The following is a 26,879-nucleotide window of genomic DNA, read 5'->3' on the forward strand; positions in this document are numbered from 1 at the left end:
TTGCGGCGCTCTGGGCGCGGCGGCCTGGCTCAGGTCGTGGTGGCGGTGACGAAGGCCGGCAGCGCGGGGGAGCCGGCGGAGAGGGTCAGCACGTCGTAGCCGGTCTCGGTCACGAGCACGGTGTGTTCCCACTGCGCCGACAGACTGTGGTCTTTGGTGATGATGGTCCAGCCGTCCTTGCCCAGCTCCTTGATGTCGCGCTTGCCCAGGTTGAGCATGGGCTCGATGGTGAAGGTCATGCCGGGCACCAGCTCCTCGCCCGTGCCGGGGCGGCCATAGTGCAGCACCTGCGGGTCCTCATGGAATTTCTGGCCGATGCCGTGGCCGCAAAACTCGCGCACCACCGACAGGCCGTGGCCCTCGGCGAACTTCTGGATGGCGTGGCCGATGTCGCCCAGGCGCGCGCCCGGCTTGACCTGCTGGATGCCCAGCCACATGGATTCGAACGTGAGCTGCGACAGCCGCTTGGCGGCAATGGAGCATTCGCCGATAAGGTACATGCGGCTGTTGTCGCCATACCAACCGTCCTTGGTGATCACGGTGACGTCCACATTGACGATGTCGCCCTTCTTGAGCGGCTTGTCGTTGGGAATGCCGTGGCAGACCACATGGTTGACCGAGGTGCACAGGTGGCCGGGGTAGGGCGGGTAGCCCGGAGGCTGGTAGCCGATGGTGGCGGACACGGTGCCCTGGGCGGCCATGCATTCCGCGCCCAGGCGGTCGATCTCTGCGGTGGTGATGCCGGGCTTGATGTGTGGGGCAATGTAGTCCAGCACTTCGGACGCCAAGCGGCAGGCCTCGCGCATGCCGGCGATGCCCTGCGCGTCTTTGATGGTGATGCTCATGGCGCAAATTATCCCATCGGCCTTTGCCCCCTGTGGGCGCGGGGCGGGCAAGGGCGGGTGCCGCGGGCTAAAATAGCGGGCTCCCACCAACACGCGCTGCCGGCGCGGCGGCCCCATTCAGCGGCTGCCTCAACCAGCGGGCGAAACGCCTCTTTCTGCCACCACACAGGCCGCTACCGTGACCTTGCACATCACCCCGCTGGAGGGCGGCAATGCCCTCAGCACCTTCCGCGCCCAGCAACTGCAACCCGCCCTGGCGGCCATTCATCCCAAGATCGACGGCATTGCGGCGCGCTTCGTGCACCTGGTGGCCGGCGACGCCGCACCCGATGCCGCCGCGCGCGAGCGCCTGGCCGCGCTGCTGACCTACGGCGACCCATACGCCGGCCCGCGGGACGGCATGGTGCTGTATGTCACTCCGCGCCTGGGCACGGTGTCGCCCTGGGCGTCCAAGGCCACGGACATCGCCCACAACTGCGGCCTGGCGGTGCGCCGCATCGAGCGCATCACCGAATACCGCATCAGCCTCAAGGGCGGCCTGCTGGGTGGCAAGCCCGAGTTGAGCACCGAGCAGCTGCAGCAGGTTGCGGCGCTCTTGCACGACCGCATGACGGAATCGGTGGTCACCACGCTGGACGAGGCGCAGCGCCTGTTCACCGAGCTGCAGGCCGAGCCCATGGCCTTCGTGGATGTGCTGCAGGGCGGGCGTGCGGCGCTGGAGGCTGCGAACAAGGCCTGGGGCCTGGCCCTGGCCGACGATGAGATCGACTACCTGGTCAACGCCTTCACAGGCCTGGCGCGCAACCCCACCGACGTGGAGCTGATGATGTTCGCCCAGGCCAACAGCGAGCACTGCCGCCACAAGATCTTCAACGCGCAGTTCACCATCGACGGCGTGGCGCAGGACAAGAGCCTGTTCGGCATGATCCGCAACACCGAAGCCGTGTCGCCCCAGCATACCGTGGTGGCCTATGCCGACAACGCCTCCATCATGGAAGGCAGCGAGGTCGAGCAATTCATCGCCAAATTCGAGTCTTTCGCCCAACAGGTAAGCGCTCCAAGCTATCAAAAGCGTAGTGCAACCTACCATGTTCTGATGAAGGTGGAAACGCACAACCACCCGACGGCCATCTCGCCGTTCCCCGGTGCCGCCACCGGTGCGGGGGGCGAGATCCGCGACGAGGGCGCTACCGGCCGCGGCTCCAAGCCCAAGGCGGGCCTCACGGGCTTCACCGTGTCCAAGCTCTGGGGCAGCGAGGTGGGCAAGCCCGAGCACATCGCCAGCCCCCTGCAGATCATGACCGAGGGGCCGCTGGGCGGCGCCGCGTTCAACAACGAGTTCGGCCGGCCCAACCTGACGGGCTACTTCCGCGAATACGAGCAGGTGGTCGGAACGGGCGAGGGCGCCATCATCCGCGGCTACCACAAGCCCATCATGATCGCGGGCGGCCTGGGCACGATCGACGCGCGGCTCACCCAAAAAATCCTGTTCCCCGCCGGCACGCTGCTGATCCAGCTCGGCGGCCCCGGCATGCGCATCGGCATGGGCGGCGGCGCCGCCAGCTCCATGGCCACGGGCACCAACGCGGCGGAGCTGGACTTCGACTCCGTGCAGCGTGGCAACCCCGAGATCGAGCGCCGTGCGCAGGAGGTCATCAACCACTGCTGGGCGCAGGGGGCGGATAACCCCATCCTGGCCATCCATGACGTGGGCGCGGGCGGCCTGTCGAACGCCTTCCCCGAGCTGACGAATGACGCGGGCCGCGGCGCGCGCTTCGACCTACGCGCCGTGCAGCTGGAGGAGTCCGGCCTGGCGCCCAAGGAAATCTGGTCCAACGAGAGCCAGGAGCGCTATGTGCTGGCCATCGCGCCCGAGTCGCTGGCGCAGTTCACGGCCTTCTGCGAGCGCGAGCGCTGCCCGTTTGCCGTCATCGGCACGGCCACCGAGGAGCGCCAACTGGTGCTGGAAGACACGGCGGTCACGTCGGGCGACCAGAAATTTCCTGTGGACATGCCCATGGACGTGCTGCTGGGCAAGCCGCCCAAGATGCACCGCGATGTGACCAGCGTGCAGCGCAGCTTCGCGCCGCTGAACGTGGACGGCCTGCCGCTGGAGAAGGCCGTGATCGAGGTGCTGGCCCACCCCACGGTGGCCTCCAAGCGCTTTCTCATCACCATCGGCGACCGCGCCGTGGGCGGCCTGACCCACCGCGACCAGATGGTGGGCCCCTGGCAGGTGCCCGTGGCCGACGCGGCCGTGACGCTGGCCGACTTCCGTGGCTTTGCCGGCGAGGCCATGGCCATGGGCGAACGCACGCCGCTGGCGGCGCTCAATGCGCCCGCGTCGGGCCGCATGGCGGTGGCGGAAAGCATCACCAACCTGTTGGCGGCACCCATCGAACTGCCGCGCGTAAAGCTGTCGGCCAACTGGATGGCGGCCTGCGGCGAGCCCGGAGAAGACGCCGCGCTGTACGAGACCGTGAAGGCCGTGGGCATGGAGCTGTGCCCGCAGCTGGGCATCTCCATCCCCGTGGGCAAGGACAGCCTGTCCATGCGCACCCAGTGGAGCGAGGACGGCGAGACCAAGAAGGTCACCTCGCCCGTCAGCCTCATCATCACCGCGTTCGCCACGCTGGCCGACGTGCGCGGCACGCTCACGCCGCAGCTCGACGCCAAGGAAGAGGACACGACCCTCGTGCTGATCGACCTGGGCCGCGGCAAGATGCGCATGGGCGGCTCCATCCTCGGGCAGGTGCTGAACCAGACCGGCGACGAGACGCCCGACCTGGACGACGCCAAGGATCTGATCGCCCTGGTGGATGCCGTGAACGCGCTGCGCGCAAAAGGAGCGATCCTGGCCTACCACGACCGGGGCGACGGCGGCCTGCTGGCTACCGTGGCCGAGATGGCCTTTGCCGGTCAGGTGGGCGTGGCGCTGAACGTGGACATGCTCATCACCGAGGGCGACGGCGTCACCGACAGCCGCATGGACAGCGGCGAGGGCAAGAACTGGGGCGCCCAGATCAGCGGCCGGCGCGAGGAGCGCACGCTGCGTGCGCTGTTCAACGAGGAACTGGGCGTGGTGCTGCAGGTGAGGACCAGCGAGCGCAACGAGGTCATGCAGACGCTGCGCGCGCACGGACTGTCCACTTGCAGCCACTTCGTGGGCAAGACGCGCCCGCTGTCCTCGCCCATCGACGCGGGCAAGGGCGAGTTGCAGGTGTGGCGCGATGCCAAGGCCGTGTTCAGCGCCAGCCTGCCGGACCTGCACCAGGTGTGGGACGCGGTGAGCTGGAAGATCTGCCAGCAGCGCGACAACCCCGCCTGCGCTGACAGCGAGCACGCCGCGGCCGGCGATCCCGCAGACCCCGGCATGCACGTGCAGCTCACGTTCGACCCATTGGACAACGTGGCCGCGCCGTACATCGCCACTGGCGCGCGCCCGCGTGTGGCGGTGCTGCGCGAGCAGGGCGTGAATTCGCACGTGGAAATGGCCTACACCTTCACCGAGGCGGGCTTCGAGGCGTTCGACGTGCACATGACCGACCTGCAGACCGGCCGTGCCGACCTGGCGCAGTTTGCTGGCGTGGTGGCCTGCGGCGGCTTCAGCTACGGCGACACGCTGGGCGCGGGCATCGGCTGGGCGCGCTCCATCACGTTCAACGAGCGCCTGTCGGCCCAGTTCCAGCAGTTCTTCGCGCGTGGCGATACCTTCGCCTTGGGCGTGTGCAACGGCTGCCAGATGTTTGCCGAACTGGCCGACATCATCCCTGGCGCGCAGGACTGGCCGCGCTTCACCACCAACCAGAGCCACCGCTTCGAGGCGCGCCTGTCGATGGTCGAAGTGCTGGAATCGCCCAGCATCTTCCTTCAGGGCATGGCCGGCAGCCGCCTGCCGATCGCTGTGGCGCACGGCGAGGGGTATGCCAACTTCCAGTACCGTGGCAATGCCGCCAAGGTGGTGCGTGCCATGCGCTTCGTGGACAACCATGGCCAGCCGACCGAGCGCTACCCGTTCAACCCCAATGGCAGCGCCGGCGGGCTCACGGCCGTGACGACGGCGGACGGACGCTTCACGGCCATGATGCCGCACCCCGAGCGTGTGTTCCGCAACATCCAGATGAGCTGGACCGATCTGGCCGCCACGGGGGGCAAGGACGCGTTCAGCCCCTGGATGCGTGTGTGGCGCAACGCACGCAAGTGGGTGGGGTGATCGACGCCGCGGCGCGCGGCTAGCAGCCGCCGCGCGCCTGGCACTCGGGCACGATGCGCCCGTGCGAATCGCGCCACTGCATCGGCGGACTGTCGGAAGACGGCGCCGCCGGCGCGGGTGGCTGCGGCGGCCGGTACGGATCGTGCAGCACGGTGGATGAGCCCACGCCGGCTCCGACGTGTGCGCCGCCCATGGGAACCGAGGCACCCACGCCCACGCCCCCAGTCACCTGGCCGCTTGGGTGCATTCCCACTCCGACGCCCACCGGCCCCACGCCGGTGCCCACCCCGGCTGATACGCCGCCCGAACCCACGCCGACGCCCACGCTGAACGGCCCCACCGGCACGCCCACGCCCAGGCGCGCCGACGGGCCGGTGCAGGCGGACAGCACCAGCGCGGCCAGCGCGGCTGCGGTGCGCACGGGGCGCGAGGACGCAGTGCGAGAGGGCATGCCGCCATGGTACGCCTGCCCACCGTATTGCAAAAACAATAGCTGTCAGCGCTTGTCCCACATGCGTTAGGGGTGTTTTCATTCAGAATGGCGGCTTCTTGAAAGGAACTCACCCATGGCCGGCGCCAGCCTTCTGACCCTGCTTGACGACATCGCCACCATCCTGGACGACGTGGCCCTCATGACCAAGGTGGCCGCCAAGAAAAGCGCCGCCATGGCCGACGACGTGTCCGTCATGACCAAGGTGGCGGCGCAAAAGACCGCAGGGGTGCTGGGCGACGACCTGGCGCTCAATGCCCAGCAGGTCACTGGCGTGCGGGCAGAGCGCGAGATCCCCGTCGTGTGGGGCGTCGCCCGCGGGTCCCTGGTGAACAAGGCCATCCTCGTGCCGGCGGCGCTGCTCATCAGCGCGTTCGCGCCGTGGGCCGTGACGCCGCTGCTCATGGTGGGCGGGGCCTTCCTGTGCTTCGAAGGCTGCGAAAAGCTCGCGCACAAGCTTTTGCACACGCCCGAGGAAGATGCCGTGCAACACGCGATCCATGCGCAGGCCAACGCCAATCCCAATGTGGACCTGGCGCGGGTGGAGAAGGACAAGATTAAGGCGGCCGTGCGTACCGACTTCATCCTCTCTGCTGAAATCATCGCCATCACCCTGGGCGCCGTCGCGGGCGCGCCTTTTGCGCAGCAAGTGGCGGTACTGGCGGGCATCGCCGTCCTGATGACGGTGGGGGTCTATGGCCTCGTGGCGGGCATCGTGAAGCTGGACGACCTGGGCCTGTGGCTCAGCCGCCAGGCCAGCAACGCGGCACAGGCCCTGGGCCGCGGCATCGTCGCGGCCGCTCCCTGGCTCATGAAGACGCTGTCGGTGGTCGGCACCGCAGCCATGTTCCTCGTCGGCGGGGGCATCCTGGTGCATGGCGTGCCGGCGCTGCACCATGCCGTCGAGGGCGTGGGCGCGGCGGTGCAGGGTTGGCCGCTGGGCGGACTGTGGTCGGTGCTGGTGACCAACCTGCTCAATGCCGTGGTGGGCTTGGTGGCGGGCGCCGTGGTGCTGGCGGGGTGGACGCTGGTGGGACGGCTGCGCGGCAAGGTGGCTGCCAATGGCACGCATTGAATGAGGCCATATGCCGCCGTTTGTGACGGAATAGACACATACGAATAGACACACAGATTCTGGGTTTGATCTGCAGCAATATTGACCATATTACTCGTGGGCTTAATACGTGCACGGGGGTCGTCCCCGGTCAACCCAACGTATCGAGTCAACATGAAAAAGAATCTTCTGGCCCTGGCCGTTCTGTGTGCGATGACCTCCGGCGCTGCCTTCGCGCAGCAGGTTGCGGAAGGTTCCTGGCTGGTGCGTGCACGCGCGGTGCATCTGGACAGCGCCAACAACGGTGCCGCCGGCGACGCGGGCGTGAGCATCAACGACAAGTGGATTCCTGAAGTCGACGTCTCGTACTTCTTCACGCCTAACCTCGCTGCCGAACTGGTCCTGACCTACCCGCAAAAGCACGACGTGCGCCTGAACGGCGACAAGATCGGCTCGCTCAAGCACCTGCCGCCCTCGCTGCTGCTGCAGTACCACTTCACGAACTTCGGCGCGTTCAAGCCGTACGTGGGCGCTGGTGTCAACTACACGCGCTTTTCCAGCGTGAAGCTGCCCGCGGGCCTGGACGTGAAGCGCAACAGCTGGGGCGGTGCCCTGCAAGTGGGCTTCGACTATGCGCTGGACAAGAACTGGTCCCTGAACGTAGACGTGAAGAAGGTGTACATCGACACCGACGTGCGCGGCGTGGGCACTTTCAAGGTCGACCCGGTGCTGTTCGGCGTGGGCGTGGGCTACCGCTTCTAAGCACGCAAGTTCCGTTCTTCATGGTGGGGTGGGCCGGCGCATGCGCCGGCCCTTTTTTTTATCCTCGGCGGACGGTAAATCGATGCTCTCATTGAAGGAGCTATTTGCGCTTGGTGGGCAAGCGCTTCCGCTTGATTTGATCCTTTATTGGCAGGGCGGCGAAAAAGCCAACCACAGCGGGCAATCCGGCACAAGAGGTGCACTGTGGATTGCCCTGCAGATCGCGCGTACGTCCTACCTGAAGAGGTGTCGTTGGACTGCACGGGCGATTTGGCCGCTGGCCTACGCTGCAGCGCTATGTCTGCAGTTTCTCCCCTTGCTCGGCTTGACGGCGTCCTTCACCACCTCGGCCTGGCACCGCCGCAGCCGCCCGCGGGTGTGGCCTCGGCCGACGAACGCGGCGAGATCCTGGCCGGCCTGTTGCAGCCGCAGGCGGCGCTCTCACCCAAGTATTTCTATGACCAGCGGGGCTCGGAACTCTTCGAGGCCATCACCCGCCTGCCCGAGTACTACCCCACGCGTACCGAGCGTGCCTTGCTGCGGCGCCACGGGCACGCCATTGCCCAGGCCGTAGGCCCGGCGCGTGTGGTGATCGAGCCCGGGGCGGGCAATTGCGACAAGGCGCGCGAGCTCTGCGCGCTGGTGCGGGCCACGCACTTCGTGGGCGTGGACATCTCCGCCGACTACCTGCGGGATGCCATCGCGCGCCTGCGCGTGGCACTGCCGGGCCTGCATGCCCGTGCCGTGGGCGCGGACATCACCCGGGGTGTGCACCTGCCGCCGGACGTTCCCGGCGCGCGCCGCCTCGTCTTCTACCCCGGCTCGTCCATCGGCAACTTCGACCCGCCCCAGGCACTGGCCCTGCTGGGGCACATGCGCGAACTGGCGCTGGACGATGGCGGCCTGCTGATCGGGTTCGACCTGCCCAAGGACGTGGCCGTGCTGGAGGCCGCATACGACGACGCCGCCGGCGTGACCGCGGCCTTCAACCGCAACGCGCTGGCCCACGTGAACCGCCTGGTCGGCAGCGACTTCGTGCCTGCGCAGTGGCGCCACCGCGCCTTCTTCAACCCCCATGCCTCGCGCATCGAGATGCACCTGGAGGCCGCGGGGCCGCAGCGCGTGCGCTGGCCGGGCGGCGGGCGCGACTTTGCGGCGGGCGAGCGCATCCATACCGAGAACAGCTACAAGTACCCGCTGCCGGATTTCACCGCGTTGCTGCACGAAGCGGGTTTCACGCGCACGCAGGCCTGGACGGACGATCGCGGCTGGTTCGCCATGGTGCATGCCCAGGCGTGATGCCGCCAGGGGATACCACATGCGCTTGCCACCCTCGACTCTCACGCTGCCGTCGTCGCCGCAGCAGTCGCAACCCTCGATGGCGCGGCGCTACGCCGCGGTGCGCGCGGCCACCGAGGCGCTGGCGCGGCCCCTCTCGGCCGAGGACTGCTGCGCCCAGTCCATGCCCGACGCCAGCCCCGTCAAATGGCACCTGGCGCACACGAGCTGGTTCTTCGAGACCTTCGTCCTGGAGGCGCACGAGAGCGGCTTCCGAGCATTCGATCCGGCGTTCCGCGTGCTGTTCAACTCGTACTACCACGGCGTGGGGCGGCAGCACCCGCGCCCGCAGCGTGGGTTGATCACGCGGCCCGACCTGGCCACCGTGCGGGCCTACCGCGCCGACGTGGATGCGCGCATGCAGCAGCTCCTGTCGCAGCCCGAGGTACCGGGTGACGTGCTGGCGCTGGTGGAACTGGGCCTGCAGCATGAGCAGCAGCACCAGGAGCTGATCCTCACCGACGTCAAGCACCTGCTCTGGTGCAACCCGCTGTGGCCGGCCTACCAGGGCACAGCCGCGGCCGTGGTGACGGACGCCATTGCGGCACAAGACACCGCGTGGCGGCGCCTGGAAGGCGGCCTGGCGCAGATCGGCCACGATGGCGAGGGCTTCGCCTTCGACAACGAGACGCCGCGCCACACCGTCTTCCTGCAACCCTTCGAGATCGCCACCCGACCAGTGACCAATGCGCAGTACCTGGCTTTCGTGCAGGCCGGCGGCTACCGTGAGCCGGCCCACTGGTTGGCCGAGGGCTGGGACTGGCGGCGTGCGCAAGGGCTGGAGCACCCGATCTACTGGCGCGGTGATGGGGAGTGCGGCCAAGGCGGCGGGCCGGGCGGCTGGAGCGAATTCACGCTAACAGGCGAGCGCCCGCTGCATCCTGCGCAACCGGTGGTGCACCTGTCCTACTACGAGGCCGATGCCTTTGCCCGCTGGGCCGGCGCGCGCCTGCCCACGGAAGCCGAGTGGGAGGTGGCCGCGGCGGCCTGTGCCGGGCCCGCGGGCTGCGTGGACCATCCCGCTGATGCCGATGTCTTGGACGACGGCGGCCGGCTGCATCCCCGCCCAGCGGCGCCGGCGGTCGGCGCCGATCCCTTCCAGCCGATGGGCGGCGAGGTCTGGGAATGGACGCAGTCGAGCTACGCCCCGTACCCCGGCTTCGCGCCCGCGCCCGGCGCCGTGGGCGAGTACAACGGCAAGTTCATGGTGAACCAGTACGTGCTGCGCGGCGGCTCCTGCGCCACGCCGCCTGGCCATGTGCGTGCCAGCTACCGCAACTTCTTTCCCGCCACGGCGCGCTGGCAGTTCACGGGCCTGCGGCTGGCACGCGATGCCCGCTGAGCAGTGGGTATGCTCCTGAATCAGGAGCTACTAGCGCTTGCCAGGAAAGCGCTAGAGCCGAAAATCGCTTAAACCGCGTCCAGCGCCTGGTGCAGGTCGGCCAGCAGGTCGTCGATATGCTCGATGCCGATGGACAGGCGCACCATGCCCTCGGTCACGCCCGCCTGGGCCAGTTCTTCGGGATTGAGCTGGCGGTGCGTGGTGGAGGCCGGGTGCGTGGCCAGCGACTTGGCGTCGCCGATGTTCACCAGGCGCGTGAACAGTTGCAGCGCGTCCAGGAAGCGCGCACCGGCGGCGCGCGGGTCGCCGCTGGCCTTCAGGCTGAACGACAGGATGCCCGAGGCGCGGCCCTTCATCTGGCGCTGCACCAGGGCATGGTCCGGGTGGTCCGGCAGACCGGCGTAGCGCACCCACTCCACCTTGGGGTGGCCCTGCAGCGCCTCGGCGATCTTCTGCGTGTTTTCGCAAATGCGGTCCATGCGCAGCGCCAGCGTCTCGATGCCCTGCAGGATCAGGAAGGCGTTGTGCGGCGAGATGGCAGCGCCCGTGTTGCGCAGCGGCACCACGCGCACGCGGCCGATGTAGGCGGCCGGGCCCAGGGCCTCGGTGTAGACCACGCCGTGGTAGCTCACGTCGGGCTCGTTCAGGCGCTTGAAGCGTGTCTTGTGCTCGGCCCAGGGGAACTTGCCGCTGTCCACGATGGCGCCACCCATGCTGTTGCCGTGGCCGGCCAGGTATTTGGTCAGGGCGTGCACCACGATGTCGGCGCCGTGCTCGATGGGGCGCAGCAGGTAGGGGCTGGGCACGGTGTTGTCCACGATCAGCGGCACACCATGCGCATGGGCCACGTCGGCGAGGGCGCGGATGTCGGTCACGTTGCCCAGCGGGTTGCCGATGGATTCGACAAAGATGGCCTTGGTGCGCGCGTCGATCAGCTGGCCGAAGCTGGCGGGATCGCGTGCGTCGGCAAAACGCACCTCGATGCCCTGCTGGGGAAAGGTGTGGGCAAACAGGTTGTAGGTGCCGCCATAGAGCGTGCTGGCGCTGACGATGTTGTCGCCCGCCTCGGCGATGGCCTGGATGGCGTAGGTGATGGCCGCCATGCCCGAGGCCACGGCCACGGCGGCAATGCCGCCCTCCAGCGCCGCGACGCGCTTTTCCAGCACGTCGGTGGTGGGGTTCATGATGCGCGTGTAGATGTTGCCGGGCACCTTCAGGTCGAACAGGTCCGCGCCGTGCTGGGCGCTGTCGAAGGCGTAGGCCACCGTCTGGTAGATGGGCACGGCCACGGACTTGGTGGTGGGGTCGGGCGAATAGCCGGCGTGGACGGCCAATGTCTCGATGCGCATGTGCTTCCTTTACGGGTGAAGGGGAGGGCGGGGCCCGGCGTCCTGGGGCGCTTCCTAGTGCGAGCCCCTGGGCGCCCTGGGGCGGAGATAGCCGCGCGATTATGGCGGCCCACCCTCCACAGGCCAACGATGCATTGGCAATGTCGATATGCGCCCGCGCGGCGCCGGGCGGGGCGAGGCGCCGCGTTATCCCCGCAGCCTGTGGGCTGTGCTGTGGAAAACCCCGTGGGCAACTGCGCGAAGCCGCGCCAGTCATGGCCTGGCACGCGATGCCCATGTTTTGGGCAGCAGGCCAGGATCAGGCGGAGGTGGGCGCCGGTCGCGTGCGGTAGAACTGCAGGGGCTGGGCCTGCATGTCCTTGAGGTGCTGGTTCATCACCGACTTCTTCATCTTGCCCACCACGTGCATCTCGCAGGGCTTGCATTCAAAGCGCAGGGTGAGCTTTTCCTTGCCGTTGATGAGCTGCAGCGGCTCGGCCTTGATGGTGCCCTTCACGCCGATCACACCCTTGGCCTGCTTGGGGCACAGGCTCATGGAGAAGCGCACGCAGTGCTTGGTGATCATCAGGCTGACTTCACCTTCTTCCTCTTTCGATTCGTACGCGGCGTCGATCACCTTCACGCCATGCTTCACGTAGAAGTCGTGCGCCTTGTGGTTGAACACGTTGGCCAGGTAGGTCAGCGTGTCTTCGGGGAAGGGCACGGGTGGCTGCACCGGCACGGCGCGCGGCAGGCGCACGAAGCCGGCGGTGCGCGCGTCCTCCAGCGCGACCACGGCGTCACGGCGCAACTGGTTCAGTGCCGATGCGGGCACGAACCACGGCTGCGAGAGCTGCAGCGCCATGGCGTGCACGGCGAAGCGGGTGGCGCCAAAGCGTCCGAGCTGTTCGCGCAGCGTGGCCTCGGCCTTGACCGCATCGGTGGCTGGCTGGTGGGGCTGGATGACCGACGCGCTGCCGACGAAGCCGTCTTCGTCGGTGAGCGTGAGCGCAAAGCCGTCGGCGGTCTCGGCCAGATGGGCCCACAGGCCGATGCGACGGTCGCTGGATTTCTTCTCCAGCGTGCGCACCCAGTCCATGTCGCGGTTGCGGTTGATCTCCAGGCCCTTGCGCAGGTCCTTGAACTCGGTGATCTCGTTCTTGGGGAACACGCGCCAGATGCCCTTCTTGGGCGCCACGCATTCGGCGCGGTTGATGTGCACGCCCACCAGTTCCTTTTGCAGGTCGTAGTAGCACAGGCCGTCGCCGTTGTGCAGTTCGGTGGTTTTGTCGCTCACCTCCAGCTCGAACCAGTTGTCGCCGATCTGCGTCACCCAGCCGATGGCGCGGCCCGGTGTCTTTGGGGTGTCGAAGGCGCCGATGTCCTCCTTGCGGCCGTTGACGAAGTAGTCGGTGAACTCGCGGTTGAAGTTCTGGTCGGGATCGGGCTCGAACGTGAAGGTGGTGCGGCCGCTGGACGAGCGCGTCAGCGGCTCGCCCGTGAACTCGCGCTCCTCGATGATTTCGTCCAGCAGCTTGCGGTAGTGGGCGGTGATGTTCTTCACGTAACCCATGTCCTTGTAGCGGCCCTCGATCTTGAAGCTGCGCACGCCGGCGTCGATCAGCGCGCGCAGGTTGTCGCTTTGGTTGTTGTCCTTCATCGACAGCACGTGCTTCTCGTGCGCGATGATGCGGCCGGCGCCGTCCAGCACCTCGTAGGGCAGGCGGCAGGCCTGGTTGCAGTCGCCCCGGTTGGCGCTGCGCCCGGTGTGGGCATGGCTGATGAAACACTGCCCCGAATAGGCCACGCACAGCGCGCCGTGCACGAAGAATTCAATGGTGGTGCGGCTGGGGTCGGTGGCTTCGCGAATGGCCTGGATCTGCTGCAGATCCAGCTCGCGCGCAATCACGATCTGCGACAGGCCTGCGTCCTGCAGAAAGCGCGCCTTCTCGGGCGTGCGGATATCGGTCTGCGTGCTGGCGTGCAGCTGGATGGGCGGCAGGTCCAGCTCCAGCAGGCCCATGTCCTGGATGATGAGCGCGTCGGCGCCGGCCTCGTACACCTGCCAGGCCATCTGGCGAGCACCCTCCAGCTCGTCGTCGCGCAGAATGGTGTTCAGCGTGATGAAGATGCGGCTGTTGAAACGGTGCGCGTGCTGGATGAGTCGCTCCAGGTCGCGGATGTCGTTGCCCGCCGTGGCCCGCGCGCCAAAGGCGGGGCCGCCGATGTAGACGGCGTCGGCGCCGTGGTTCACGGCCTCAATGCCGATGTCGGCGTCGCGCGCGGGGGAGAGCAGTTCGAGCTGGTGGGGCAGGTGGGACATAGGGCGTGAATTATCCCGGTCTGCGCCCGGCCGTGCCGGGGCGGGGGTACCCGGCGGCAGGTACGCGTCTGGCAAAATTGCGGGTTTTCCCGGATGGTTCATGGACAGGGCGCTTAGCGCGCGTGTGGTTTGTGCGCCTGCCGCTTCCACCGCCAGCGGCACGGCCGGGTTGCGTCCGCCGGCGTGGTTCTTACTCTGAGATCACATGGATATACAGTTCAGCACCTACTACACCCTGATCTTCGCGGCCATCGTGCTGCTGGTGGGCAAGTTCCTCGTGCAGCGCATCCGCTGGCTGCGCGAATTCAACATTCCGGAACCCGTGGCGGGCGGCCTGGTGGCGGCGCTCATCTCCTGGGGGCTGAACGCCGCGTTCGATGTGCGTGCGTCGTTCGACACCGGCCTGCAGACCGCCTTCATGCTGGTGTTCTTCTCCTCCATCGGGCTGAGCGCCAACTTCCTCAAGCTGCGCGAGGGCGGCATGGGGCTGATCGTCTTCCTGCTGGTCGTGGTGGTGTTCATCGGCGTGCAGAACAGCGTGGGCGTGGCGCTGGCCACCGCGCTGGGGCTGGACCCGCTGATCGGCCTGATCGCGGGCTCCATCACTCTGGTGGGCGGGCACGGCACGGCCGGGGCCTGGGGCTCGGTGCTGGAAAACGACCATGGCATCCCTGGCGCCATCACCTTGGGCATTGCCTGTGCCACCTTCGGCCTGGTCATCGGCGGGCTTATCGGCGGGCCGCTGGCCAAATGGCTGATCCAGCGCCACGGGCTGAAGCACCCGCAGGGCACGGGCGATGCCGGCGCGCTGGAGGCGGGCACGCCCAACTTCGAGTTCCCGCACAAGACACGCCTGATCACGGCGGACGCGGCCATCGAGACCATGGCCCTGTTTGCCGGCTGCCTGGCCTTTGCCGAGTTCATGAGCCAGTTGACGAAGGGCACGGCGCTGCAACTGCCCACCTTCGTGTGGGCGCTGGGCGGGGGCGTGCTGATCCGCAACGTGCTGGACTACGTCTTCAACTTCGAGGTGTTCGACCGCGCCATCGACGTGTTCGGCAACACCGGGCTGTCCGTCTACCTGGCGATCGCGCTGCTGTCACTCAAGCTGTGGGAGCTGGCCGGGCTGGCGGGTCCGCTGGTCGTCATCCTGGGCGTGCAGACGCTGGTCATGGCGGCCTACGCGGGCTTCGTCACCTTCCGCCTGATGGGAAGCAACTACGATGCGGCCGTTCTCTGTGCGGGGCATTGCGGCTTCGGCATGGGCGCCACGCCCACGGCGGTGGCGAACATGCAGGCCATTACCAACCAGTACGGCGCGTCGCACAAGGCTTTCCTGATCGTGCCCATGGTGGGCGCGTTCTTCATCGACCTGGTCAATGCCGTGGCCATCCAGGTCTTCATCAACGTGTTCGGCTAAGCGCCCACCACGGCGCGGAGGGCAGGCGGTGCGTACAGGATTCGGACTGATCGGGCTGCTGCTGGCCCTGGCCCTCGTGGCCGTACTGGTCAAGAAGCAGATGGGCGCCACGCGCGTCGCCGTGCCGCCCGCCGTGCAGGGGCTGCCGGCGCCGGCGGAGGGCGCCGCCTCCACGGTGCGCGCGCAAAGCCAGCAGGTGCAGCAGCAGGTGAAGCAGCAGATGGACGCACTGATGCAGCAGCCACGCACCCTGCCCGAAGATTGATGGACAAAATGGCCTCTAGCGCTTACCCATCAAGCGCGAGCAGCTATTGAAAGATGAGCAAATTCGACGACGCCCACTGGATGCGCGAGGCCATCGCCCAGGCGCGCGCCGCGCAGCAGGCGGGCGAGGTGCCCGTGGGCGCCGTGCTGGTGCGCGATGGGCAGGTGATCGCCACCGGGCGCAATGCCCCCATCGCCGGGCACGACCCCACGGCGCATGCCGAGATGGCCGCGCTGCGCGCCGGCGCGGCGCAGCTCTCCAACTACCGGCTCGACGGCTGCACGCTCTACGTCACGCTGGAGCCGTGCGCCATGTGCAGCGGCGCCATGCTGCACGCGCGCCTGCCGCGCGTGGTCTACGGCGCGGCGGATGCCAAGACCGGCGCGGCGGGCTCGGTAGTCAACCTGTTCGCCGAGCCGCGTCTCAACCACCAGACCGCGGTGCAAGGCGGCGTGCTGGCCGATGAATGCGGTGCACTGCTGAGCGACTTCTTCCGCGACCGCCGCCGCGCCCAGCGGGCGCAGCAACTGGCCGCCCACCCGCTGCGCCAGGACGCGCTGCGCACGCCCGACGCCGCGTTCGCCCATCTGGACGGCCCCGCGCCGCATTACGTGAGCGATCTGCCCGCGCTGGCCGGCCTGCGCCTGCACTACCTGGACGAAGGCCCACGCGACGCCGCCCGCACCTGGCTGCTGCTGCATGCCAGCCCTGGCTGGAGCCATGGCTGGCAGCCCATGTTGGCGGCCTTCGCGCAGGCCGGCCACCGCGTGGTAGCGCCGGACCTGATCGGCTTCGGCCGCAGCGACAAACCCAAGAAAGAAGCCGCCCACCGCCTCGACTGGCATCGACAGGTGCTGGCCGAGCTGGTGCAGCGCCTGGCCTTGCGCGGCGTGGTGCAGGTGGCGCAGCCCGGTGCGCCGCTGCTGCCCGATGCGGCGTCGGCGCCCCTGGTGCGCGTGCTGCATGTGCGGCGTGGCGCGCCCTGCGACGCCGCGCCGTTCCCTGATGCCGGCCATCGCGCCGGGCCGCGCGCCTTTGTCCGTTTTGCCGATGCCGGTGCCGCGCCGCTCCTCACCGTGCCGGACGCCAGCGCCGCCTCGGCGCTGCGCGCTATGGAATACTTCACCCGCTATGCCTAACCACCCCCACGACTGCGGCCACGATCACTGCGATCACCCTCACGGCCCCCGGCGCATCTACATCTACTCCCCTTCTGGCGCGGTGCGCGACAAGGCCGCGTTCAAGCGCGGCATTGCCCGCCTGCAGGCCATGGGCCACGAGGTGGAGGTGGACCCCGACGCGCTCGCCTCCCACACGCGCTTTGCCGGCGACGATGCCACGCGCCTGGCCGCCATCCACCGCGCGGCCGCCAGCGGCGCCGACGTGGCGCTGATCAGCCGCGGCGGCTACGGCCTCACGCGCATCCTGCCGGGCATCCAGTACAAGGCCGTGGCCAAGGCGGTGGAGCGCGGAACCCAGTTCGTGGGCGTGAGCGACTTCACGGCCTTCCAGTCCGCGCTGCTGGCCAAGACCGGTGCGACCACCTGGGCCGGCCCGGCGCTGGTGGGAGACCTGGGCGTGCCGGGCGAGCCCGACGACATCATGCTGGCCTGCCTGGACGATCTGCTTACCGGCCACGGCGAGGGCAGCGGCTGGCGCATGAACGCCGAGAAACCCCGCGCCGACGGCCAGCCCGCCGTGCGCGACATCTACGTGAAGAAGGCCACCCTGTGGGGCGGCAACCTGGCCGTGCTGTGCTCGTTGGTGGGCACGCCGTACTTCCCGCAGGTCAAGGGCGGCGTGTTGTTCCTGGAGGACGTGGGCGAGCACCCTTACCGCGTCGAACGCCTGCTCACCCAGCTGCTGCACGCCGGCGTGCTGGCCCGGCAAAAGGCCGTGGTGCTGGGCCAGTTCAATGAATACAAGCTCACGCCGCACGACAAGGGCTTCAAGCTGCAGAGCGTGGTGGACTGGCTGCGCACGCAGATCAAGGCACCGGTGCTGACCAACCTGCCGTTCGGCCACGTGCCCACCAAGGTGCTGCTGCCCGTGGGCGCGGAGGTGTCGCTGTCGGTCGAAGGGCGCGACGCGCTCATCTACTGGGGCCATGCCCACTGAGATGCTATTGATTTAAGAGCTGCCGGCGCTTGAAGGGTGGGCGCGATGGCAGGTTTTGGCTTGAAACTCCGCGACGGCGGGGGAGGCGGCATGGGCAGATTGCAACGCATCGGCGCGGGCGCCGTGGTGGCGCTGGTGGCAGCGCTGCTGCTGGCCGGCAGCGTGGCCGCGGTGTATGCGCTGCGCAGCTTCCCGCAACTGGACGGGACACTGCGCGCCGCCGGGCTGCAGCACGCCGTGGCGGTGCGCCGCGACGAAGCCGACGTGACGCACATCGAGGCGCAGACCCCCTGGGACGCGTGGTTCGCCATGGGCTACGTGCATGCGCAGGAGCGCACCTGGCAACTGGAGTTCAACCGCCGGCTGATGCACGGCGAGCTGTCCGAGATCCTCGGCCCCGCCACGCTGGACACCGACAAGCTCATGCGCACGCTGGACATCATGGGTGCGGCGCGCCGCCAGTACGCCGCGCTGCCCGCGTTCGCGCGCGAGGCGCTGCAGGGCTACAGCCGGGGCATCCAGTCCTTCCACGCGGCGCGGACCCAGGCGCTGCCGCCGGAGTTTTTGCTGCTGGGTGCGCGGTCCGGCGGTGCGCAGGGTGTGGCCTGGGCGCCTGAGGACAGTGTGGCCTGGGCGCTGATGATGGCGCTGGACCTGGGCGGCAACTGGGGCAACGAGTTCGCGCGCCTGTCGCTGGCGGCCACGCTGCCCACCGAGCGGCTGTGGCAGCTCATGCCGCCCTATCCTGGCGAGGCGCCCGCGACGGCGGTGGACCTGCAGGCGCTGTACCGGTCGCTGGGCGTGTACCGCGCGCCGCAGGCGGCTGCACCGGCCCCGCAGGCCGATGCCGAGTCCGCAGGCGCAGGCGCGGCGCACGCGCTGCAGGCCTGGTCGCAGGACTTCGTGGCGGGACTGGGCACGCCCGGCGGGCGCGGCAGCAACAACTGGGTGCTGGACGGCACGCGCACGGCCAGCGGCCGGCCGCTGCTAGCCAACGACCCGCACCTGGGCCTGGGCGCGCCGGCGCTGTGGTACTTCGCGCACCTGAAGGCGCCGCAGGGTAGGGCGTCCGACGGCACGCCCGTCGCGGCCATTGACGTGATCGGCGCCACTTTGCCGGGCCTGCCCTTCGTGGTGCTGGGCCGCACGGCCGAGGTGGCCTGGGGCTTCACCAACACCGCGCCCGATGTGCAGGACCTGTACATCGAGGCCATCCACCCCGACGACCCCACGCGCTACCGCACGCCCGAGGGCTGGCAGGGCTTCGAGCAGCGCGAGCACGTGATCCGCGTGAAGGGCCGCCCCGACGTGCGCCACACTGTGCGCAGCACGCGCCATGGGCCGGTGATCAGCGATGCGCAGCCCGCGCTGCACGGCAGCGTGCTGGACCTGCGCCGGCATGTGATCGCGCTGCGCTGGAGCGCACTGGATGCCGACAACCACACCGTGCTGGCGGGCCTGCTGAGCAACCAGGCGCGCTCGGTGGAGGAACTCTTCGCAGGCATGGCGCACTACCACTCGCCCATGCAGAGCGTGGTGGCGGCGGACGTGCATGGCGCGATCCGCTTCCAGGCCTTTGGGCGCGTGCCCCTGCGTGCGGCCGACAACGACCTGCGCGGCGTGGCCCCCGCGCCGGGCTGGGAGGCGCGCTACGACTGGCAGGGCTGGCTGCCCCTGGCGCAGACGCCGCAGGACGACGGCGGCGCGCGCGGCTGGATCGCCACGGCCAACCAGCGCATCACGGCGCCGGGCTATCCGCACTTCCTGACGCAAGACTGGGCCTTGCCCTACCGCTACCAGCGCATAGAGCAGCAGCTGGAGGCACAGCGCCTGCACGACCTGCCGTCCCTGCGCGCGCTGCAGGGCGACACGGTGTCCCCCGCCGCGCTGCGCCTGCTGCCCTATCTGCTGGCGGCTCCGGTCTCGCAGCCGCTGGCGCGGCAGGCCCAGGCGCTACTGCGCGGCTTTGACGGCGACATGCGTGCCGACCGCGCGGCGCCGCTCATCCTGTCGGTGTGGGCCGACGAGCTCACGCGCGCACTGGTCGTGCCCCGCGTGGGTGAGGAGCGCTTTGCCGCTACCTACGGCCGGCGGGACTTCCGTGCGGGCCTGGAAGGCATGCTGGAGCGCGGCGACACCTGGTGGTGCCCGCCCCACGGCTGCGCCGCCCATGCCGGCGCGGCGCTGGAGCGTACCGTGCAGCGCCTGGCCGCGCGCTATGGCAACCAGCCCGAGCGCTGGGCGTGGGGCGCGGCGCATCCGGCGCTTTCCGTGCACAAGCCGCTGGGCAGCGTGCCCGTGCTGTCGCGCTGGTTCAACGTGGGCGTGCCCTCGGGGGGGGATGCGTACAGCGTCAACGTGGGCCAGTACAACGCTGCGCAGCCCGTGGAGCCCTTCGCCAGCCGGCACGCGCCCTCGCTGCGCGCGCTGTACGACCTGCAAGACCCGGAGCGTTCGCTGTTCATTTACCAGACGGGTCAGAGCGGGCTGGTGTTCTCGCCGCGCTACGCCGACATGGCCCAGGCCTGGGCCGGCGGCGGCTACCGCCCCCTGCAGCGCCAGCCGCGCCGCTACGTGCACCAGTTGCAGCTGCGCCCCTAGACACCGGGCGGGCGCACGCCGCGGTGCTTGTCACGCCTGTCGCATTACAGTGGCACGGACAACCCTGAAGGAGAGCCGTCCATGACCATCCAGTTGCAGCGCATCGAGGGCACCCCCATGGCCCAGCGCCTCGCCATCCGCAGCCACGAATGGGTGGTGGACGGCACGGCCGCCGAAGGCGGCGACGACACCGGCCCCAACCCGCACGACCTGTACGACGCCGCGCTGGGCGGCTGCAAGGCGCTCACGCTGCTGTGGTACGCGCGGCGCAAGGGCTGGGACGTGCAGGACGTGCGCACCGTGGTGGAGCGTGATGCCTCGCAGGAGCGCAGCGGTACCTATCGCCTGGCCACACGGCTGCAAGTGCAGGGCGACTTGAGCGATGCGCAGATCGCCGAGCTGCAGGCCGCGATCGGCAAATGCCCCGTGCACAAGCTCATGACCCAGGTGACCACCGAGATCACCACCGTGGTGGAGCGCGCATGAGCGCCGACGCCATTCCTGCGCAGGGCCCTCTGCGCCTGAGCGGGCACTTCAAGGACCTGGGCGGCGGCTTCACCGTGCGCCGCCTGCTGCCGGCGCTGCAGCGCCGGTCGGTGGGGCCCTTCGTGTTCTTCGACCACTTCGGCCCCGCGACGGTGGCGCCTGCATCCGCCTATGACGTACGGCCCCACCCGCACATCGGGCTGGCCACGGTCACCTACCTGTTCGAGGGCGCGATCCTGCACCGCGACAGTTTGGGTTCGCTGCAGCAGATCGAGCCCGGCGCCATCAACTGGATGACGGCGGGGCGCGGCATCGTGCATTCCGAGCGGCGCCCGCCCGCGCTGGCGCACAGCACTTATGTGAACCACGGCATCCAGCTCTGGGCGGCGCTGCCGCAGGCGCATGAGGAAGCGGCGCCGCATTTCGCCCATACCCCTGCGGACCAGATCCCGGCCTACCAGCATGGCGGCGCAGCGGTGCGGGTGCTGATTGGCGCGGCCTTCGGCTGCCAGTCGCCCGTGGCCACGTTTGCGCCCACGCTGCTGCTGGATGTGCAGCTGGAGCCGGGTTCTGCGCTGGACCTGCCCGCGCAGGCCGACGAGATGGCGCTCTACACCGTGAGCGAGGGGCTGTGGCTGGACGCCGAGGCGTTGCCCGCGCAGACGCTGGCGCTGCTGGAGCCCGGCCGCTCCACCAGCGTGCGCGCGGGTAAGGCGGGGGCGCGGTGTGTGGTGATCGGCGGCGCCGCCCTGGACGGCCCGCGCCACATCTGGTGGAACTTCGTTTCCAGCCGCAAGGAGCGCATCGTGCAAGCCGCCGATGACTGGGATCGCGACGCCATGGGCCACATCCCGGGCGAGAGCGAACGCATTCCCCTGCCGCCGCGGAGGTTTCTGGGGTAAGTTATTGAAGGCAAAAGTGGCTGTAACGCTTGTTGGGCAAGCGCTAGCAGCTATTTTTTCAGGAGCGATTTGCGCCCGGTCCTTCGGGGGATGGCGTGAGCATCGTGGACTCCACCTTGTTCGCCAACTGGGCCACGGCCAGCGCGGCCGGGCAGCCGGGCATCTGCAGCATCAGTAACTGGCGGCGCATCACGGCGTCGCGCACCGAGGTGTCGGCGGGAATGTCCCCCACGTGGATCAGCCGCATGGGGCGGCCGGTGTCGGTGGTCACGAAGCGGTCCAGCACCTGCTGCAACTGCCCGGTGATGGCGCGTCCGTCCCCCGGACGTGCGGCCTGGTTCACCACCATGCGCACGTGCTGGCGCTTTTGCTGGGTGGCCAGCACCTTGATGGCGGCGTAGGCGTCGGTGAGCGACGTGGGCTCGGGCGTCGCGACGATGAGCACCTCGTGCGCCAGCGAGACGGAAAACAGCACCACGTCCGAGATGCCCGCGCCGGTGTCCAGCAGCACCACGTCAAAGCGGGGTGCCAGCGTGTGGATGACGTTGAGGAATTCGTTGCGCACCTCGGGCGTGAGGCGCGAGTACTCGACCATGCCGGAGCCGGCCAGCAGGACCGAAAAGCCGCCGGGTGCCTTGATCACGGCGTCTTCCAATTGGGCCTTGCCGGTAAAGACGTCGTGCAGCGTGACCTTGGGGTGCAGGTTCAGCACCACGTCCAGGTTGGCCAGGCCCAGGTCGGCATCCAGCACCAGCACGCGGTGCCCGCGGCGGGTGAGGGCGGCCGCCAGGTTGGCGGACACGAAGGTCTTGCCCACGCCGCCCTTGCCGCTGGTGATGGCGATGATGCGTGCGTTGGCGGGTGTGGCGGAGGGCACGGAAGCAGAAGCCGGCGCAGCGGCGCCGGCCGGTGGAGTCGTCGGGTTTGGGGACAGCGCGTCGTTCATCACTGGGCTTTCAATAGGCGCTGCCTGTGGATGGATCCAAAGGCGGGGGCAGGTCGCCCCATCCCGACGGAGTGTATAGCGGGCCGAACAGCAAACTCTTTTCTTCCGCAGTGACCGTGCTGTCGGGTTGTTCTTCGATGCTGATGCAGTTGCGGCCGCCGAGCTTGGCCTTGTACAGCTCGGCATCGGCCCGGTCGGCCCACAGGGCGGTGGTGCTGCGGATCCATTGCAGCGCGAAGGCGCCGCCGATGCTCACGGTGACGTTCAACGTGAGCGATGGCGAGATGCGCACGGGCGTGGCTTCGACCGCGCGGCGCACGCGTTCGGCGATCACCCGGCCAAAGCCGAACTGGCAGGCGGGCAGCACGATGGCGAATTCCTCGCCGCCGTACCGGGCCACGGTGTCCATGGGGCGTACGCAGCTCTCCAGCGTACGCGCGACGGACTGCAGCACGATGTCGCCGGCCAGGTGGCCATGGCGGTCGTTGACCTGCTTGAAATGGTCGATGTCCAGCATCAGCAGCAGCGCGGCTTCGCCCGAGCGCGCGACCCGGTCGATCTCGCGCTCCAGCACCGCACGCACGTGGCGGCGGTTGGCCAGCCCGGTGAGCGGGTCCTTCAGCGAGAGTTCGCACAGGCCGTCAATGAGGTTCTGCAGGTACAGCAGCGGCGTCTGGCCCTGCAGGGACACTTCGGAACCCAACGACTGCGCCACCAGGGCATGGGCCGTGGCCAGACGCAGGTCGCGCAGAGAGACGGAAGCGGGGGACGCGGTGTTTGTCACAACCAGAAACAAATATCTATCGGCAGTGTAGCAGCTATAGCTTCGGTAGCGACTGAGCTGGGCCACTTGTGTCGGACTGCGGCGCCGAGACAGGGTTCCCGGCGTCGGGGGGAGCCAGCCTCTGCAGTGCCGCGATGGCCTCGGCGTCGGTGCGGTACAGCGCGAAGTTGGGTCCCGGCGCCAGCGCGCCTGCATTGTCCAGCGTGTGCTGTACCGGCAGCTTGATGCCGGTCACATGCAGCGTGCCGCCGTGGCTTTGCAGCAGCGCGCGCAGGCGGATGAAGGCCTCCACCCCCGTCACGTCGATGCGGTTGATGGGCAGCGCGAACAGGCACAGGTGGCGGATGGACGGGCGCTGGGCCAGCTCGTCGGTCACGCGGCGCTCCAGCGCATTGGCGGAGGCGAAGTCCAGCTCGGCATCCATGCGCAGGGCCAGCAGCTCTGGCGCCAGCGGGGGCAGCTGCCACAGGTGGCGGTCGCGCAGGCTGCCGTCGGGGTGCAGGCCCACCTCGATGATGCGCGGGTGCAGCCGTTGGTAGAGAAAGTGGCTCAGGTTCATCAGCAGGCCCACCAGCACGCCCCAGTACATGCGCGGTGCCGTGGCCAGCGTGAGGCCGAAGGTAACGAGGCCGATGGCCGTCTCCACGCGCGAGACGCGCCACAGGCGCAACATGCCGGCGGGCTTGATGAGGCTGGTGACCGCTGTCACCACCACGGCGGCCAGCACCGGCTGTGGTACGTGGTACAGGGCCGGCGTGAGCCACAGCAGCGTTGCCAGCACCAGCACCAGCGCGAACAGCGTCGCCCAGCCGCTCTTGGCGCCCGCATACAGATTGATGGCGGAGCGCGAGAACGACGCGCTGGTGGCAAAGCTGCCACACAGGCCCGAACTGATCTTGGCCATGCCATGGGCGATCAGGTCCTGGTTCTCGTTCCAGCGGGTGCCGCCCTGGTGGTGCTCCACCTTGGCGCTGGAGGCGGTCTCCAGGAAGCTGACCAGCGTGACGACCATCACCGGCATCACCAGCGCGCCCATTTCTTCCCACGAGAGCCATCCCGGCCAGTACAGCGTCGGCAGGCCGGAGGGCAAGTGGCCGATCACGGCGCCGTCGGCATCGGCATAGCCCATGGCCCAGCTGATGAGTGCCGCCAGCGCGATCACCACGATGGCGGCCGGGAAGCTGGAGCGCCAGCGCCGCGCCAGCACCAGGCAGCCCAGGCTGCCCAGGCCGAACGCCAGCGCGCGCAGGTCGAAGTGGTGCAGCGACGGGCTGACCGCCAGTGCGCTCCAGCTGGTGCGAAGGCCCAACAGGTCGGGCAGTTGCGAGGCCAGGATCAGCAACGCCGCAGCCTGCGTGAAGCCGCCCAGCACCGGCGAGGTCACCAGGTTGAGCAGCCAGCCGAAACGCACCACGCCCAGCAGCAGCTGCAGCAGGCCCGACAGCAGGGCCATCCACACCGCCAGCGTGACCCAATGGGCGCTGCCGGGCTCGGCCAGCCCGGTGATCGACGCGCCGATGAGCAGGCTGGTGAGCGCCGTGGGCCCGACGCCCAGGCGGGTGGATGAGCTCCACAGCACGGCTACCAGTGCCGGCACCAGCGATGCGTAGATCCCCGTCACTAGCGGCATGCCGGCCAGCGCGGCATACGCCACGCCCTGCGGCACCAGCATCAGCCCGACGGTCATGCCGGCCCAGAACTCGCCCTGCAGCAGCGCGGATGTCGGGCGGGGCCAGGAGAGAAAGGGAAACCAGCGATGCAGCAAGGATGAGGACATGGGCCGATTGTCCAAGCTTGCGTCGGCACGTGCCTGAAAGCCGCTGTTGTCCTACTGCGGTTTCGGTCCTCTCCGACCGGCTCGGCAGCCAGTGCTTTCTACAGTGGACTCCGTACCCACTGGAAGGAGATATGCCCATGACAACCCCTCTTTTTCGAACGTCGCGCTGGACCGTTTTCGCCGCTGCCGCTGCCCTGGCCGCCGGGTTGAGTGCTTGCAACAAGGCCGAGGAACCCACGGCCGGGCAACGCCTGGATTCCGCCATCAACAAGACCGAACAGGCGGCCCAGGATGCCAAGCAAAAAATGGAATCCGCGGCGCAGGAAGCCGGGCAGGCTTCACGCAACGCCACGGCCGACGCAGCCGCCCTTATGGACGATGCCGGCATCACCACCAAGGTGAACGCGGGCCTGGCGCAAGACCCGGACCTCAGCGCCATCAAGATCGACGTGGACACCCGTGCGGGCGTCGTCACGCTCAATGGCCCCGTGAAAAGCGAGCAGGCCCGTGACCGCGCCAGCCAGATCGCACAGGCCGTACCGGGCGTGACCTCGGTGGTCAACAACCTCACCATCTCCAGCGGCGGCTGAGCATGGGCGGGGGACAGGCTCTACCATCGGCGCATGAAGCAGCCCTCCCCACCCGACCTGTCCACCCGCCTCATTCACCACGAGTACACACCGCCGCAGGGTTTCCATGCCCCGCAGCCAGCGGTGCACAAGGCGTCCACCGTCATCTTCCCCAACGTCGCCGCTATGCGCGCGCGCGAGTGGAAGGACAAGAGCAGCTACACCTACGGGCTGCACGGCACGCCCACGACCTACCAGCTGGAAGAGCGCCTGGCCACGCTGGAAGGCGGGCTGCAGTGCCTGCTGGTGCCCAGCGGATTGGCCGCCATTTCCACCGTATCGCTGGCGCTGCTGCGCCAGGGCGACGAGGTGCTGATCCCGGACAACGCTTATGGTCCCAACAAGGCACTGGCCGAGGTGGAGCTGCGCCACTACGGCATCCGCCACCGTATCTATGACCCCTTGGACCCGGCGGACCTCGCATCCAAGATCACCGACGCCACGCGGCTGGTGTGGCTGGAGGCGCCGGGCTCCGTGACGTTGGAGTTCCCCGACCTGGTGGAGCAAGTGCGCATCTGCCGCGCACGCGCCGTGGCCACGGTGCTGGACAACACCTGGGGCGCGGGCCTGGCTTTCGCACCCTTCGACCTGCTGGGCCGTGGCGCGGGTGCCGAGGGCGCGCTGGGCGTGGACGTATCCGTGCATGCGCTCACCAAGTACCCCAGCGGCGGCGGCGACGTGCTGATGGGCAGCATCACCACGCGCGACGAGGGCTTGCACCTGCGCATCAAGCTCACGCACATGCGGCTCGGGCTGGGGGTGGGGGCGAACGACGTGGAAGCGGTCTTGCGGGCGCTGCCCAGCATGGCGCTGCGCTACCAAGCGCACGATGCGGCCGCGCGCGACCTGGCGCAGTGGATGGGCTTGCAGCCCGCGGTGGCCCAGGTGCTGCACCCGGCGCTGCCCGGATCGCCCGGCCATGCGCAGTGGAAGGCGCTGTGCGGCGCAGCCAATGGCGGGCAGGGCGCTGCCGCCGGCCTGTTCAGCGTGGTCATTGACGCATGCCACAGCCAGGCGCAGGTGGATGCCTTTTGCGACGGCCTGCGCCTGTTCAAGCTGGGATACAGCTGGGGCGGGCCGATGAGCCTGGTGGTGCCCTACGACCTGCCCAGCATGCGCACGCGCGCCACCGCGCATCTGCGGCCCGGCACCGTGGTGCGCTTCTCCGTGGGGCTGGAGGCCGTGGACGACCTGCGTGCCGACCTGGCGCAGGCGATGCACCAGGCCTTTGGAGCTGCCTGATGCGTTGGCGGCTG

At 68.8% G+C, this 26,879-nt stretch carries 21 protein-coding genes; 14 read left to right on the plus strand and 7 right to left on the minus strand.

The features are described 5' to 3' along the window. Positions 1-29 precede the first annotated feature (29 nt). Positions 30-845, minus strand: a complete 816-nt coding sequence (map, locus tag QY917_RS04170; RefSeq protein ID WP_011805500.1) for a type I methionyl aminopeptidase — start codon at positions 843-845, stop codon at positions 30-32. Between the two features lie 178 nt (positions 846-1,023). Between map and purL the strand changes: the two genes are divergently transcribed. Then, positions 1,024-5,058, plus strand: a complete 4,035-nt coding sequence (purL, locus tag QY917_RS04175; RefSeq protein ID WP_123676360.1) for a phosphoribosylformylglycinamidine synthase — start codon at positions 1,024-1,026, stop codon at positions 5,056-5,058. Between the two features lie 19 nt (positions 5,059-5,077). Here purL and QY917_RS04180 read toward each other — a convergent pair whose 3' ends face one another. After that, positions 5,078-5,509: a hypothetical protein gene (locus QY917_RS04180; RefSeq protein WP_123676359.1), complete on the minus strand. Its 432-nt coding sequence runs from the start codon at positions 5,507-5,509 to the stop codon at positions 5,078-5,080. Positions 5,510-5,624: 115 nt separating this feature from the next. Here QY917_RS04180 and QY917_RS04185 point away from each other — a divergent pair, with 115 nt between their 5' ends. The 4 genes from QY917_RS04185 (at position 5,625) to egtB (ending at position 10,044) form a co-directional block, all read left to right on the plus strand. Next, positions 5,625-6,623: a DUF808 domain-containing protein gene (locus QY917_RS04185; RefSeq protein WP_123676358.1), complete on the plus strand. Its 999-nt coding sequence runs from the start codon at positions 5,625-5,627 to the stop codon at positions 6,621-6,623. A 153-nt stretch (positions 6,624-6,776) separates the two neighbouring features. Then, entirely contained in the window at positions 6,777-7,364 is a 588-nt protein-coding gene (locus QY917_RS04190) for an OmpW family protein (protein WP_011805496.1), read from the plus strand. Between the two features lie 297 nt (positions 7,365-7,661). Beyond that, entirely contained in the window at positions 7,662-8,663 is a 1,002-nt protein-coding gene (gene egtD, locus QY917_RS04195) for an L-histidine N(alpha)-methyltransferase (RefSeq protein ID WP_123676357.1), read from the plus strand. Between the two features lie 79 nt (positions 8,664-8,742). Then, entirely contained in the window at positions 8,743-10,044 is a 1,302-nt protein-coding gene (gene egtB, locus QY917_RS04200) for an ergothioneine biosynthesis protein EgtB (RefSeq protein WP_302079264.1), read from the plus strand. Positions 10,045-10,112: 68 nt separating this feature from the next. On the opposite strand, the gene QY917_RS04205 is transcribed toward egtB, so the two are convergent. After that, entirely contained in the window at positions 10,113-11,393 is a 1,281-nt protein-coding gene (locus QY917_RS04205) for an O-acetylhomoserine aminocarboxypropyltransferase/cysteine synthase family protein (RefSeq protein WP_123676355.1), read from the minus strand. 298 nt (positions 11,394-11,691) lie between these two features. Beyond that, on the minus strand, positions 11,692-13,695 hold the full coding sequence (locus tag QY917_RS04210) for a U32 family peptidase (RefSeq protein WP_123676354.1): 2,004 nt from the start codon (positions 13,693-13,695) through the stop codon (positions 11,692-11,694). A 205-nt stretch (positions 13,696-13,900) separates the two neighbouring features. Here QY917_RS04210 and gltS point away from each other — a divergent pair, with 205 nt between their 5' ends. From gltS to QY917_RS04245, 7 genes are all read left to right on the plus strand, one after another. Then, positions 13,901-15,115 (plus strand): sodium/glutamate symporter, encoded by a 1,215-nt coding sequence (gene gltS, locus QY917_RS04215; RefSeq protein WP_123676353.1) that lies wholly within the window; start codon positions 13,901-13,903, stop codon positions 15,113-15,115. Between the two features lie 28 nt (positions 15,116-15,143). Next, positions 15,144-15,380 (plus strand): hypothetical protein, encoded by a 237-nt coding sequence (locus QY917_RS04220; RefSeq protein ID WP_015913150.1) that lies wholly within the window; start codon positions 15,144-15,146, stop codon positions 15,378-15,380. 53 nt (positions 15,381-15,433) lie between these two features. Further along, a complete protein-coding gene (gene tadA, locus QY917_RS04225; RefSeq protein WP_123676352.1) occupies positions 15,434-16,519 on the plus strand; it encodes a tRNA adenosine(34) deaminase TadA in 1,086 nt (361 codons plus the stop codon). Beyond that, positions 16,512-17,498 (plus strand): LD-carboxypeptidase, encoded by a 987-nt coding sequence (locus tag QY917_RS04230; protein ID WP_123676351.1) that lies wholly within the window; start codon positions 16,512-16,514, stop codon positions 17,496-17,498. The genes tadA and QY917_RS04230 overlap by 8 nt, the downstream gene beginning before the upstream one ends. Positions 17,499-17,588: 90 nt before the next feature. Beyond that, positions 17,589-20,099 carry a penicillin acylase family protein gene (locus QY917_RS04235; RefSeq protein ID WP_123676350.1) on the plus strand — a complete coding sequence of 837 codons (2,511 nt, stop codon included), beginning with the start codon at positions 17,589-17,591 and terminating at the stop codon, positions 20,097-20,099. An 81-nt stretch (positions 20,100-20,180) separates the two neighbouring features. Continuing rightward, positions 20,181-20,585 (plus strand): OsmC family protein, encoded by a 405-nt coding sequence (locus QY917_RS04240; protein ID WP_103738729.1) that lies wholly within the window; start codon positions 20,181-20,183, stop codon positions 20,583-20,585. After that, positions 20,582-21,487, plus strand: a complete 906-nt coding sequence (locus QY917_RS04245; protein WP_123676349.1) for a pirin family protein — start codon at positions 20,582-20,584, stop codon at positions 21,485-21,487. The genes QY917_RS04240 and QY917_RS04245 overlap by 4 nt, the downstream gene beginning before the upstream one ends. 58 nt (positions 21,488-21,545) lie before the next feature. On the opposite strand, the gene QY917_RS04250 is transcribed toward QY917_RS04245, so the two are convergent. From QY917_RS04250 to QY917_RS04260, 3 genes are read right to left on the minus strand one after another with little or no spacing between them, the layout of a single operon-like run. Next, a complete protein-coding gene (locus tag QY917_RS04250) occupies positions 21,546-22,433 on the minus strand; it encodes a MinD/ParA family protein (RefSeq protein WP_103738727.1) in 888 nt (295 codons plus the stop codon). Between the two features lie 10 nt (positions 22,434-22,443). Then, positions 22,444-23,217 (minus strand): GGDEF domain-containing protein, encoded by a 774-nt coding sequence (locus QY917_RS04255; protein ID WP_088886919.1) that lies wholly within the window; start codon positions 23,215-23,217, stop codon positions 22,444-22,446. A 34-nt stretch (positions 23,218-23,251) separates the two neighbouring features. Further along, positions 23,252-24,994: a SulP family inorganic anion transporter gene (locus QY917_RS04260; protein WP_123676348.1), complete on the minus strand. Its 1,743-nt coding sequence runs from the start codon at positions 24,992-24,994 to the stop codon at positions 23,252-23,254. Between the two features lie 137 nt (positions 24,995-25,131). Between QY917_RS04260 and QY917_RS04265 the strand changes: the two genes are divergently transcribed. Both QY917_RS04265 and QY917_RS04270 read left to right on the plus strand, forming a co-directional pair. Then, complete coding sequence (locus QY917_RS04265; protein ID WP_123676448.1) at positions 25,132-25,584, plus strand: BON domain-containing protein; 453 nt, start codon at positions 25,132-25,134, stop codon at positions 25,582-25,584. A gap of 33 nt (positions 25,585-25,617) precedes the next feature. After that, entirely contained in the window at positions 25,618-26,865 is a 1,248-nt protein-coding gene (locus QY917_RS04270; RefSeq protein ID WP_123676347.1) for a PLP-dependent transferase, read from the plus strand. Positions 26,866-26,879 lie beyond the last annotated feature (14 nt).

Source organism: Diaphorobacter sp. C33, from assembly GCF_030503915.1.
Taxonomy (GTDB): Bacteria; Pseudomonadota; Gammaproteobacteria; order Burkholderiales; family Burkholderiaceae_C; genus Diaphorobacter; species Diaphorobacter nitroreducens.

What these genes read in the sequence shown, in the direction of transcription:
- map (WP_011805500.1), bottom strand. Translation starts at nt 845, where the DNA reads ATGAGCATCACCATCAAAGACGCGCAGGGCATCGCCGGCATGCGCGAG.
- QY917_RS04180 (WP_123676359.1), bottom strand. Translation starts at nt 5,509, where the DNA reads ATGCCCTCTCGCACTGCGTCCTCGCGCCCCGTGCGCACCGCAGCCGCG.
- QY917_RS04185 (WP_123676358.1), top strand. Translation starts at nt 5,625, where the DNA reads ATGGCCGGCGCCAGCCTTCTGACCCTGCTTGACGACATCGCCACCATC.
- QY917_RS04190 (WP_011805496.1), top strand. Translation starts at nt 6,777, where the DNA reads ATGAAAAAGAATCTTCTGGCCCTGGCCGTTCTGTGTGCGATGACCTCC.
- egtD (WP_123676357.1), top strand. Translation starts at nt 7,662, where the DNA reads ATGTCTGCAGTTTCTCCCCTTGCTCGGCTTGACGGCGTCCTTCACCAC.
- egtB (WP_302079264.1), top strand. Translation starts at nt 8,743, where the DNA reads ATGGCGCGGCGCTACGCCGCGGTGCGCGCGGCCACCGAGGCGCTGGCG.
- QY917_RS04205 (WP_123676355.1), bottom strand. Translation starts at nt 11,393, where the DNA reads ATGCGCATCGAGACATTGGCCGTCCACGCCGGCTATTCGCCCGACCCC.
- QY917_RS04210 (WP_123676354.1), bottom strand. Translation starts at nt 13,695, where the DNA reads ATGTCCCACCTGCCCCACCAGCTCGAACTGCTCTCCCCCGCGCGCGAC.
- gltS (WP_123676353.1), top strand. Translation starts at nt 13,901, where the DNA reads ATGGATATACAGTTCAGCACCTACTACACCCTGATCTTCGCGGCCATC.
- tadA (WP_123676352.1), top strand. Translation starts at nt 15,434, where the DNA reads ATGAGCAAATTCGACGACGCCCACTGGATGCGCGAGGCCATCGCCCAG.
- QY917_RS04230 (WP_123676351.1), top strand. Translation starts at nt 16,512, where the DNA reads ATGCCTAACCACCCCCACGACTGCGGCCACGATCACTGCGATCACCCT.
- QY917_RS04235 (WP_123676350.1), top strand. Translation starts at nt 17,589, where the DNA reads ATGGGCAGATTGCAACGCATCGGCGCGGGCGCCGTGGTGGCGCTGGTG.
- QY917_RS04240 (WP_103738729.1), top strand. Translation starts at nt 20,181, where the DNA reads ATGACCATCCAGTTGCAGCGCATCGAGGGCACCCCCATGGCCCAGCGC.
- QY917_RS04245 (WP_123676349.1), top strand. Translation starts at nt 20,582, where the DNA reads ATGAGCGCCGACGCCATTCCTGCGCAGGGCCCTCTGCGCCTGAGCGGG.
- QY917_RS04250 (WP_103738727.1), bottom strand. Translation starts at nt 22,433, where the DNA reads ATGAACGACGCGCTGTCCCCAAACCCGACGACTCCACCGGCCGGCGCC.
- QY917_RS04260 (WP_123676348.1), bottom strand. Translation starts at nt 24,994, where the DNA reads ATGTCCTCATCCTTGCTGCATCGCTGGTTTCCCTTTCTCTCCTGGCCC.
- QY917_RS04265 (WP_123676448.1), top strand. Translation starts at nt 25,132, where the DNA reads ATGACAACCCCTCTTTTTCGAACGTCGCGCTGGACCGTTTTCGCCGCT.
- QY917_RS04270 (WP_123676347.1), top strand. Translation starts at nt 25,618, where the DNA reads ATGAAGCAGCCCTCCCCACCCGACCTGTCCACCCGCCTCATTCACCAC.